At 35.0% G+C, this 12,641-nt stretch carries 6 protein-coding genes; 5 read left to right on the plus strand and 1 reads right to left on the minus strand.

The annotated features are described in order from the left end of the window. Window positions 1-26: 26 nt before the first annotated feature. Entirely contained in the window at window positions 27-2,897 is a 2,871-nt protein-coding gene (locus ACSVH5_RS03185) for a triple tyrosine motif-containing protein (RefSeq protein WP_438060018.1), read from the minus strand. Between the two features lie 310 nt (window positions 2,898-3,207). On the opposite strand from ACSVH5_RS03185, the gene ACSVH5_RS03190 reads away from it, so the two are divergent. From ACSVH5_RS03190 to ACSVH5_RS03210, 5 genes are all read left to right on the plus strand, one after another. Beyond that, window positions 3,208-6,294: a SusC/RagA family TonB-linked outer membrane protein gene (locus tag ACSVH5_RS03190; protein ID WP_438060019.1), complete on the plus strand. Its 3,087-nt coding sequence runs from the start codon at window positions 3,208-3,210 to the stop codon at window positions 6,292-6,294. Window positions 6,295-6,323: 29 nt separating this feature from the next. Beyond that, the gene (locus ACSVH5_RS03195; protein WP_438060020.1) at window positions 6,324-7,871 is read left to right on the plus strand and encodes a RagB/SusD family nutrient uptake outer membrane protein; all 1,548 of its coding nucleotides are present in this window, start codon (window positions 6,324-6,326) and stop codon (window positions 7,869-7,871) included. Between the two features lie 218 nt (window positions 7,872-8,089). Next, window positions 8,090-9,538, plus strand: coding sequence for a glycoside hydrolase family 30 protein (locus ACSVH5_RS03200; RefSeq protein ID WP_438060021.1), 1,449 nt, complete (start codon window positions 8,090-8,092; stop codon window positions 9,536-9,538). Window positions 9,539-9,698: 160 nt separating this feature from the next. Beyond that, on the plus strand, window positions 9,699-11,867 hold the full coding sequence (locus ACSVH5_RS03205; protein WP_438060022.1) for a beta-glucosidase: 2,169 nt from the start codon (window positions 9,699-9,701) through the stop codon (window positions 11,865-11,867). Between the two features lie 184 nt (window positions 11,868-12,051). After that, window positions 12,052-12,537, plus strand: coding sequence for an acetyl-CoA carboxylase biotin carboxyl carrier protein subunit (locus ACSVH5_RS03210; protein WP_159685894.1), 486 nt, complete (start codon window positions 12,052-12,054; stop codon window positions 12,535-12,537). The last annotated feature ends 104 nt before the right edge of the window (window positions 12,538-12,641 follow it).

Here is a 12,641-nt window from a genome sequence, read left to right on the forward strand (position 1 = left end):
TTTACCTAAAAATATTGAATAAGGTTTTAGATTTTCATTAAAAAACTAGTTAAACTTTGTTTCTTGTCTAAGTTTAATTTTTTGCGGAGGCGATATCGGGCCAATTCAACGCCGCCAATCGTTATATTCATAATCTCTGCAATTTCTTTGGTAGACAAATTCATTAATAAATAGGTTGCTAAATCGGACTCCCTTGGGGTGATATAAGGAAATTGTTCTTTCAATCTTTTGAGAAAATCAAAATGCACATTTTGAATATGTTTTTCTAATTCACTATTACTTTTATCGGAATTTACTTCCTTCATAATAAGTTTCTGTAACTTATGGAGTTGCAATTTTAATGTTTCTTCTCCATTACTTGTATTGATTTCTTTTAGTTTTACTAAGATACCATTCAATATTTTGTTTTTTTTCACTACTTGTAAGGAATTACTAACTAGTTCTTTGTCTTTGGCTAGGATTTTAATTTTTAATTTATCATTTTTAAGTTTGACAATTTCTTTTTCCAATAAAAATTGTTCATGTTTTATTTTTGCTTCTTTCTCTAGATACAATCTTCTTTGTTCTATAGTTTCATAGTACTTGTTTTTTCTGATTTTTAACTTAACAGATCTATGAATATAATATACGATACAGCATATTAACCCCAAATAAATCAAGTATGCTAAATAATGGCGAAACCAAGGAGGACGTATTGTAAATTCTAGTTGTGATGACTCCGATACAATACCGTAACTATTGCGAACTTTGACATTCATTGAGTAATTGCCTTCGTGCAAATTGGTGTATTCTTTCGAATAATTTCTTGACCAAGTACTCCACTTTTTGTCAAATCCTTCTAATTTGTATGAATATTCTACATTGTCTAAGTTTTCATAAGTAGGTGAAGAAAAGGAAAATTGTACATGATTAGAACTATAGGGGAGTTGGAAGCGATCGCGGCTTTTTTGACCATTGTGTAAGACTAAGGTATCACTATTCGATATAAAATTGCGAATAAAGGCCTTTGGGGAAGTAACATACTTTTGCTGTGTGGTATGGTTAAAATAGGCGAGTCCCTCTGAAAGCCCAATGAAAAATTGGTTGGGACTAATCGCGTTGATGGGGATGTGGTTAAAAGACAGCTCTTTAGTGATATTAGCAAAAGAAGCCACCTCGTTTTTATATTGGCTATTTTTAAAAAACATTACTCCTAACGATTCGTTGTAGCGGTACCATAAATTACCAAAAGCATCTTCTTTCATAACTGATACTTTCGGAATTTTATGAAACAATTGAGAAAGATTGGGTTCTTTTTCAAATTGTTGTTTTCTGTAATTATAGGTAAAAAAAACATTTTGAACTTGAAAGCAAATTTTATTTTTTATTTTTTGTACTGAACCAACTCCAATTGGCATTTGGGGCAATTTTTTATAGGATTTTATTGAAGTACATCGAGAAAAATCAGATGCTAAAGTGCATTGGTATAGTACTTTGTCTTTTACAAACCATAAAATGTTGTGATCCAATTCAAAATGATCTGAATTAAGATCTAGGCCTTGAATGTTGTTTTTAAATTGCCATTGTTGGTTGATTTTCTCAAAGACTGAATACGAATTATAGGCATTACCTATGATAATATTTGGTTGTTGCGGCACCGCTTTGAACCCAAAAAAACCAAATTGCTTTAGGTTTCTTACCTCATGTTTGCTATTGATTAATAAAGCTCCAATATTACTTGCGCAAAAAAGTTGATTGTCGATCACTTGTAAATTCCAAGTCTGTCCAATAGTATTTGGGATAAGCTTAAAAGGGGTTATATTGCTTTGGGCTTTGAAAGGATGGTAATACACTCCTTTACTTGTGGCTACATAGATGTTGTTGCGATACAGTACTGATGCATATACCGTACTTAAATCATAACTTGATTTAAAGTAAGTAAAAGGGGAGTTTTCGTTGACAAAAGTGATTCCGTTGTCAAGGCCTAACCATAAATTGTTATTACGGTCCCTGAACGAAGACAAAACGGTATTATTTTGTAATTCTTTATTTTGATTGATTTTTTGTATGATATTGCCGGTGGTGTCTATCGCAATACATCCATTCAAAATTGTATTTAGGACCAATTGGTTTTGATTTAGTAAAACTCCTCCCAAGCAGTTGTTGTTCAAAGTATAAGTGTTTGCCTCATTCTTCCATTGTTTGAGTTGTTGTCTGTGATATTGATACAGACCATCATTCATAGTGGTGATTAACAAATTGTTTTTGGGAAAAGAAAAAACACCCCAAATTTCTTTATTGATCAAGTTTTCAGTATCAGGCAATAAATACAGTCGGCCATTTTTGTATTCCAATAGCCCTTGCTTGATGTCCTGCACATACAAATGCCCATTAACTTTATATGAAAATTGAAAACGATTTTTTGGGGCAAGTGTTCGGACATGATTATTTTTGAAAATATATAACTGGCTAAAACTTTGATATATAATTTCTTCCTTTAAAACATGGACTTTCCAAACGATATCTTTTTCAAAAATTCCTTTCTTTTTCAAGGGTTGATATAGCGAATGATAAGCTAATTTTCCTTTTAAGGTTGGTTCAAAATACCCAAATTCTTGATAGCCTGCTACATGAATACGGCCTCTGCTGTCTATTTTTACTGATCGAATAATTGATTTATTTGGGGTTTGATATAATCGCCAAGTTGTTCCATCAAATTGCAAAAGCCCCGCGTTATTAGCAAAGTAAAGGTTGCCATTATGATCTTGATCGATTTCCCAATTCTGAGTACCTCCTTTGTACTCAAAACGATTGTAATTTTTTATTTCAGGTAGTCCAATGGGGAGTGTTTGAGAGCGGATTATGCCCACGGGATAGACGCAGGTTAATATTAATAATTTGATAATTTTTGAAGTCATTTGCGAATAATAATATAATTAAATCCTGATCATAAGCTGGACATGATATGTTAAAATGATGCTAAAAACCCTTTTGTAGGTTTTTTATCTTTTGTAAAGTTATAATTTTTTAAATACACAAAATTTTTATAAATAAATAAATTGTAAATAACTGAATGTCAGCTTTATAAAATTATTTTTGATAAGGTTTTGTAGGGTTTGATTAGTGGGTTTGATGGGTTTTTGTAGCATTTGTTTTTTTTTGATATGTTAAATTTTATGCTAATATTGTTGCATTAATAATAATTAACTAACCAAAAAAATGTTAAAAATGAAAATTACAAAATCATTGTTTTTTTGTTGCTGTGCGTTTTTCTTGTCAGTTGTCGTTTGGGCTCAAAATGCGGCTATAAAAGGAAAAGTAACAGATCAAAGTGGAATCGGAATTCCAGGAGCTACTATTAAGGTTAAATCACAATCAATTTCGACAATCTCGGATTTTGATGGTAGCTTTACCATAAAAGCGCCAACTGATGGAATATTAATTGTTAGTTTTTTAGGCTACAAAACAGTCGAAAAACCAATTGATGGACTTGAAGTTGTTACTGTTACAATGGCCTTGGATTCACAAAGTTTAAATGAAGTTGTGGTTGTAGGGTATGGTTCGCAAAAAAAGAGCGTCGTAACAGGAGCTATTTCTTCTATCAAAGCCGATCAAATTAAAAATCTTTCGGTTGGTTTAACGGGACAAGCTTTGCAAGGGCAAACCGCTGGTGTTACAGTATTGCCCCAATCGGGTGCACCTGGAGCTGGTGTGAAAATCAGAATTCGTGGGGCGGGTTCCAATGGTAATTCAGATCCTATTTATATCGTTGACGGTATGCGTACAGGGAATATCGATTATCTAGATCCTAGCGATATCGAAAAAATGGAAGTGCTTAAAGATGCCGCTTCTGCTGCTATTTATGGTGCTGAAGCTGGTAACGGGGTGGTAATTATTGCAACCAAAAAAGGGAAAAAAGGCGCAATGAACATCTCTTACAGTACACAGTACGGTTTTCAATCGTTGCGTACTAACTTAGAAATGATGAATGCCGACCAATATGTGCAATGGATTGATGAGACCAAGCCTCCAGGAAATAAGCCAGTTGTGGCCGATTGGAAAGGGAAAAAAGGAACCAATTGGGTAGACGAAACTGCTGAATCAGGTGCACCTATTCAACATCATACCCTTCAAGTTGCGGGAGGAAATGAAGTGTCTACTTTCTTGTTGTCTGGTAATTTCTTTAGTCAAGATGGTTTGTTTGGTGGTGATAAAACAAACTTTAACCGAACCTCTTTCAGAATCAATTCCAATCATAAGGTAAATAAATACGTTGAAGTGGGTGAAAATATGTCGTATACAGTAAACAAACGTAAGGCATTTACTGAAGACGATAGCTTTAATGGTATAATGAATCACGCCATGTTAATGGACCCTTTGACTCCGGTTTTTTATCCTAGTGGAAGTGTTTTACCTCAACACGTTCAAGATGCATTGGCAGCTGGTAAACCCATTCCGATGAACAGTAGAGGAGAATACTACGGGATTTCAAATTATGTGGAAGGTGAAATCGCTAACCCTATTGGACAAATTGCATTGGATAATGGTCTCTTTCAAGAATCTAGAATTATTGGAAATGTGTATGCTAATATCAGACCTTTTGAAGGATTAGTCTTTACTACACGTTATGGAATTGAACATAATTTTAATAATTATGATGATTGGAGCAGAATTTATTGGTGGAATGCTCGTAAAGAAAATACAACCAATACCAAAACCTACAACCAAGGTATATTTAAAACTTGGCTTTGGGAAAATTTCGCAACTTATACTAAGAGTATAGAGAAACACGATTTCTCTATCATGTTAGGTATGTCAGCTCAAGACAGTGAATACAGATATTTAAATACTCGTGCCAATGGTATTATTAAAGAAGGAAATCAATGGGCTCCTATTGGTGAAGCATTTGTTGATGGTTCATTAGCCGGAAATAAATACCCAACGGCAATGGATTCTTATTTTGGTCGTATTACTTATGCTTATGATAATAAATATTTATTCCAAGCTTCACTAAGAAATGACAATTCTTCTTTATTTGCACCTGATAAAAGAAAGGGGTATTTTCCAGCATTATCTGCTGGTTGGGTGCTATCAAATGAAACTTTCTGGAAAGTTCCAGCAGTAAATTTCTTTAAATTGAGAGGATCTTGGGGAGAGAACGGATCTACAGCTAATATTGCTGCAGGTCAATGGCAAGCCTTTATTACTAAAGACGGACTAAAATATCCTGATGCTTTAGGAAACTTTCATCCTGTAGGTGAGCTTAAAGCTTTACCTAATCTTGATATTACTTGGGAGACAACCGTGCAAACCAACATAGGTTTTGACTTAAGAGCTTGGGATAACCGTTTTAATCTTGGTTTTGATTATTATAATAAAGTTACCAAAGATTTGTTAACTCCTTCTTCGCCACCATTATCTACAGGTTATCCGGCTCCTTATGCTAATGCTGGTGATGTAACCAACAAAGGTATTGAAATAGAAATGGGCTGGAGAGAATCAAGCAAAGAGTTTAAATATGGAGTAAACTTCAACTTTACCACAATCAAAAACGAAGTAACGTATTTGAACCCATTATTGGACCGAGTGGATGGGGCTACATTGCCAGTGTTAGGAACCATTACTTCTTTTGAGTTAGGAAAACCAGTATGGTTCTTCAGAGGGTATAAAACCAATGGAATTTTCCAAAATCAAAACGCTATTAACGATTATAAAACACAATTAGGAAACGTTTCTACTTGGTCACCAACACCTGGTGATCCAATCGTGGTAGACGTAAATGGCGATGGTGATATCAATGATCAAGATAAAACCTACATTGGAGATCCTCATGCAAATGTATTAATCGCCACTACTCTTGACTTTGAATATAAAGGATTTGATTTGAAATTGTTTTTACAAGGCGCTTTTGGTGGCGAAAACTTTATGGCTCTTGCCAGAGTAGACAACCCACAAACCAACCGTCCTTCTTTTTTCTTTACTGATCGATGGACAGGAGAAGGTAGCACAAACAGTTTCCCTAAAGCCACTTATAGTGACCCAATTGTATATTCAAGTGATTTAATGGTACAAGATGCTTCTTATTTAAAAATCAGACAAATTCAATTGGGGTACAATTTGAAACCTGAAATTACCAAACAATTTGGGATGTCCAACTTGAGAGTGTATTTATCATTGGATGATTTCTTCACATTTACAAAGTACAAAGGAATCAACCCTGAAGTAGGTAGTTTTTCTAATAATTCTCAAGGTATTGATAGAGGGCTTTACCCAACAGCTAGCCGAATTATGACAGGATTATCTGTTACCTTCTAATTTTTTAACAAATCAAAATGTTTTTTACCATGAAAAAAATACTTTATAAGATAACAGCAATAACAGGGATGCTACTTTTAGTGCCCTCTTGTAGTCAGGATTTCCTAGACAAACCCGTATATGGGGTACTAGCCGCTGATGACTACTTTAAAACTGAAAAAGAATTACAAGAAGGGGTGTTCTCTTGTTATGATATTCTTCAATGGGCAATGGCACCCGATTGGAATTCGATGTATGTGGTGAAATCTTTCCCTTCAGACGAATCGCATGCAGGTGGTGGATCTGATTCGGATCAGCCTCCATATCAACAATTAGACGATTTGTCTTTCACTGCCGAAAATAAACCTATCGAACATTCCTTTAGAGCGATGTATTTTGGGATAATGAGAGCTAATTCGATTATTAATATTGCGGTTGGTGATACCGAATATAAAAAACAAATGATCGCCGAAGCCAAAGCTTTACGTGCCTATTTTTATTTTGAATTGGTTTCCATGTGGGGTGGGGTCCCTTTGCGATTAAAATTGCCTTCCCCAGCAGAGTATGCAATTGCAAAAGCTACTCCCGAAGAAATTTATGCACAAATTCACAAAGACTTGGACGAAGCCATTCCAAATCTTCCTAAAAAAAGCCAATACTCTGCTGCCATGAAATTTAGAATGTCTCAAGGTACTGCGCTAGCTTTGAAAGGAAAAGCCTATTTGTATCAAAAAAAATATACAGAATCTGCCGATGCTTTCGACAAAGTGATTGCCTCAAATGAGTACTCATTAGCAACAGATTACAGCAAATTATTTTTGAAAGAATCTGAATATGGTGTGGAATCATTATTCGAAATTGGGTATGTGACTACTGAAGGATATGATTGGGGCTCTTTCCAATGGGGAGGTAACCGCGCCATGGAGAATAACATCAACTGGCAGTTAATGGGGCCAAGAGGCGATTACTTCAAAAGTGGTACCTCAGGCTTACAAGGCGGTTGGGGCTTCAATTATCCTACAGCTAAAATGGCCAAAGCTTATGATGATGAAGGCGATATGGTACGTAAAAATGCTTCTATTTTATCAGTAGCAGATTTAAGAACTAAATTTGGAGGAGATTGGACAGAAGATTGGACAAAACCCAATCCAGTTTGGGGAATGGAAGGCTTTTTCCGTTTAAAATATGGAACGCTTACTGCCGAAACCAATACCAAACCAGGTGCTGTACCTGAATTGAATTATGGAACCAACATCCGATTGATACGTTATGCAGATGTCTTACTTATGGCAGCAGAGGCTAAATTCTTAGCGGGTAATATTGCTCAAGCTCAAACGTATTTGAATCAAGTTCGTAATCGTGTGAGTTTGCCAGTTAAAACAATTTCATTAACAGCCATCAAAACCGAGAGAAGATTAGAGTTGGCTTTTGAAGGTTTCCGTTTCTTAGATTTGATTCGTTGGGGTGATGCTGCAACGGAATTAAAAGGTCAAGGATTTAAGAAAAATGGAAATTTTGCAGAAAAACACAAATTATATCCAATACCTGCAGCCGAAGTGAATAACAACGATAAGATTATTCAAAACCCGGGATGGTAAGACATAAAAGAATGTTTTAGTTTTCATAAATTGTTTTTTTTAATTAAGCCGGGTATAGCTCCTGTTGTTCTTTCAGGAGCTATACTTATTTTAATGTTTGTTTTTTATGTTTTTATTGATATAATTTCTAACCAAAAACTAATAACAAATGAGTATAAATAGAAAAAAGAATTCTTTCAAACATTAATAATGTTAAAAATAATTTACACCTAAATTGTATGAAACGCTACTTTATATTACTCGTATTGGTTTTTAACTATAGCTTTGCTCAAACGTCCATAATAACAAAAAATAAGGTTATGGCGAATAAAAAGATTACTGTTTATACCACTGCAAAGGATACAAAACTGAAACTAACTTTAACAGATTCGGTAGCCTTTATCAAGGCGAGTCAAACATTGGAAACTCAAATTGCCATCTTTGTCCAACCCCATAAAACTTTTCAAAAGATTTTAGGAATTGGTGGAGCTATTACCGATGCTAGTGCTGAGGTCTTTGCTAAAATTCCTAATGAAAAACAAAAAGAATTTTTAAAGTCTTATTACGATGAGACCTATGGCATTGGCTATTCACTTCTAAGAACAACCATACATAGTTCTGATTTTAGTAGTGAAAGTTATACCTATGTCAGGGAAAATGATGCGGATTTGCAATCGTTTGACATTGCCCACGATAAAAAATTTCGAATACCACTACTTCAACAAGCCATCATAACTGCCAAAGGGAAACTACTCACTTACGCTTCGCCTTGGAGCCCTCCTTCCTTCATGAAAAGCACCAAAAACATGCTGAAAGGTGGAAAACTCTTACCTGAATTCTGCCAAAGTTGGGCCAATTATTATGTGAAATTTATTAAAGCTTACGAAAAAGAAGGCATCCCAATTTGGGGGTTAACCATTCAAAATGAGCCAATGGCTACACAAACATGGGAATCTTGTATTTATACTGCAGAAGAAGAACGCGATTTTTTGAAAAATTATCTAGGGCCAACCTTGCATAAAAATGGATTAAAAGAAAAAAAAGTTATCGTTTGGGATCATAACCGAGATTTGATTAATCATAGAGCGGCCGTAATTTTTAATGACCCAAAAGCAGCACAATATGCTTGGGGAATTGGATTTCATTGGTATGAAAACTGGTCAGGGGGTGCCCCTATGTTCGACAATATTCGAAAAGTTCATGAAGCCTTTCCGGATAAAAACTTGATTTTTACCGAAGGGTGTAATGAAAAATTCGATAATACCAAATACGAATACTGGCCAAATGCCGAACGATATGGAACAGCTATGATTAATGATTTTAACAACGGCACTGTAGCATGGACAGATTGGAATATATTATTGGACGAAAAGGGAGGTCCCAATCATGTAGGTAACTTTTGCTTTGCTCCAGTACATTATGATATTCATAAGGAACAACTAATTTATACGCCATCTTATTATTATATTGGCCATTTTTCAAAGTTTGTTAGACCAGAGGCACAAAGAGTTAGTACGGCAACAAGCAGAAGTAGTTTGTTGAGTACTTCCTTTATCAATTCCAATGGGGAGATGGTTACCATAGTAATGAATGCAACTAACCAAAAAATAGATTATCAACTAATTATCGATCAAAAAGCAGCAAGTTTGTCAATACCTGCTAATGCCATACAAACATTACTGTATTAAAAAAAAGGAATAGGAAACAGTTTGATGTAAACAAAAGTTAAAGTAAGATTTGACTCATTATGAGTATTTAATACAAAAGCACCTAGTTTATATATATGCACTTCCTTTAAAATGAAGTCCTTAAGTTGTAAGAGTTTTAGAAATAATAAAATAAAAAGCGATGAAAAAAATGAGTTTACTATTCTTTTTTCTTGCATTTCATTGGTCGTATGCACAAAATTTGACTGATGGCGCAAGGGAGAAAAGAATTCAGGGTATGATTAAAAAAATGACGCTTCAAGAAAAAGTGAGTTTGCTTCACGGCAATTCAAAATTTTATGTGTCTGCAATACAACGATTAGGAATTCCAGAATGGGCATTATCAGATGGCCCCCACGGAGTTCGAGCCGAAATGAACCGTCACAATTGGCAGTATGCTGGTAGAACAGATGATGCCGTTACCTGTTTTCCACCGGGAACAGCTATGGCAGCCACTTGGAATTTAGATTTAACTGCAGAAAGAGGATATGTCCTTGGGGAAGAAGCTCGTTTTAGAAAAAAAGATGTGCTTTTGGGACCTGGAATAAATATCATTCGAAGTCCTTTATGTGGAAGAAATTTTGAGTATTTAAGCGAAGACCCTTTTTTGGTGTCTCAGCTAGCGGTAAGTTATATTAAGGCCTTGCAAACCAAGGATGTAGCGGCTAGCGTCAAACATTATGCAGCTAACAATCAAGAGGATAACCGATTTGCAATTGATGTTACCATGAGTGATCGAGCCCTACATGAAATTTACTTGCCTGGTTTTAAAGCAGCAGTTATGGATGCTGGAGTGCTTACTGTAATGGGAGCCTATAATAAATTCAGAGGCGATTATTGTACTGAAAACATGCTTTTAGGTCGCACTATTTTGCGCGATTTGTATCAATTTAAAGGCGTATATATGTCGGATTGGAATGCCGTACATAGCACTGAAAAAGCAGCTTTGGCAGGTCTAGATTTGGAAATGGGAACAGAAAAAGAGAACTATTCGGATTGGTATTTTGCTAATCCATTGGTAAAAGCGGTTCAAGAAGGGAAAATTCAAGAAAGTGTTATCAATGAAAAAGTGGCTAACATTCTTAGAGTAATGATTCAAACCAAAGTTCTCGATCCTAAAACAAGAAATAAAGGAACTGCCAATACCAAAGAACATCAACAAGTTGCCTATCAATCGGCAGTTGAATCAATGGTTTTACTAAAAAATGAGAAACAAACCTTGCCGCTTCAAATGAATACTTTGAAATCATTAGCAATCATTGGTGATAATGCCACTAGAAAACATTGTAGCGGAGGATTGAGTTCAGAAATTAAACCGCTGTACGAAATAACACCTTTAGAAGCAATCACTAACAAATATGGTAAGCAAGTGCAAATTAATTTTGCTCAAGGATATAACAAACAATCTTCACAAGGAGAAGGAAGTAACAAAGGACAGTTGAATACTGATTTTGTGGACTGGAATTTAATTGATGAAGCTGTAGCACAAGCTAAAAAATCGGAAGTTGCGATAGTGTTTGCAGGATTAAATCACGATTTTGATTCGGAATCTTTCGATAGAACTCACATGCGGTTACCTTACGGTCAAGAAACCCTTATTCAGGAAGTGGCCAAAGTAAATCCTAAAACCATTGTTGTCATTATTGCGGGTTCTCCACTTGAATTATCAACGCTTCAAAATCGTGTTTCATCAATTGTATGGGCTTGGTATGGAGGCATGGAAGCAGGGAATGCTGTAATAGACGTGTTGAGTGGGAAAGAAAATCCGTCTGGTAAAATGCCGTTTACTTTGCCAGTATCGCTAAGTCAGTCTCCCGATGTAGCCTTAGGCAACTACCCAGGCAGAAATCTTAAAGTAAACTACGAAGAGGATATATTAGTTGGATACCGTTGGTATGATACTAAAAATATCAAACCGTTATACCCTTTTGGATTTGGGTTATCATACTCGTCATTCGAAATACAAAAAACGATTTCAGATAAGGAAACTTACAAAAATAATGAAACAATAAAAATTAAATGTACTCTTAAAAACACTGGTTCTTACGATGGTGCTGAAGTAATTCAATTGTATTCGAGTCAAACCCACTGCTCTGTACTACGCCCCTCCAAAGAATTAAAAGCATTTCAAAAAGTCTTTTTAAAAGCTGGTGAATCTAAAATAATAGAATTGAATGTAAAGTGTAGTGATTTGGCTTTTTACGATGAAAAATCGGCTTCTTGGAAAGTTGAGGAAGGAGAGTTTATGCTCCATGTTGGAAATTCTAGTGATAATGTCCCTCAAAAGATAAAAATTCAATTGGAGAAATAAGGCTAAATATCTGTTACTTTTAAAATTTATGGTTAGAAATTTAGCGAATCATAGTTAAGCCAACTTTTGAAGTTGGCTTTTTTATTTATAGACAAATAGTTACATTTTTTTTAATAAAACTAATTTGTATCCTATTACGAAAACGTTTTCTTTAGTTACATTTACAACCAAAAAAAACGTAAACATGAGTAGTAGTTATCAACTTAAAGTAAATGATACTTTTCATTTCGAATGCGATGCAGTCTCAGCCAATGCGCTGGATGCGGTTGCGACAACTGACAATCAATTTCATATTTTAAGTGAAAACAAGCGGTATCAAGCTCAGATTATAGCTGCTGATTTTCATAAGAAGGAATACACTATTGAAGTGAACAATTCAGTGTATACTGTCGCCATTGCTGACGCTTTGGATCTTTTAATTAAAGAAATGGGATTTGATACCAGCACGGTACAAAAAGTTAATGCCATCAAAGCACCTATGCCAGGTTTAATTTTAGAAATCAATGTTAGTGTGGGACAAACCGTTCAAGAAAACGATAATTTACTTATTTTGGGAGCGATGAAAATGGAGAACAGTTTTCAATCGCCACGAAATGGAGTAATCAAATCGATTGCAGTTGCTGTTGGTGATGCCGTAGATAAAGGACAATTGTTGGTAGAATTTGAATAGAGAATAGATAATAGAATAAAGAGGAAAGAGCAAAGAGCAAAGAGAATAGAATATAGGCCTTAAAAAATGTGTTTTTTCAATTTGATGTTTTCTTTCCTCTTTCC

This window comes from Flavobacterium sp. RSSA_27 (assembly GCF_051547125.1).
Lineage (GTDB): Bacteria > Bacteroidota > Bacteroidia > Flavobacteriales > Flavobacteriaceae > Flavobacterium.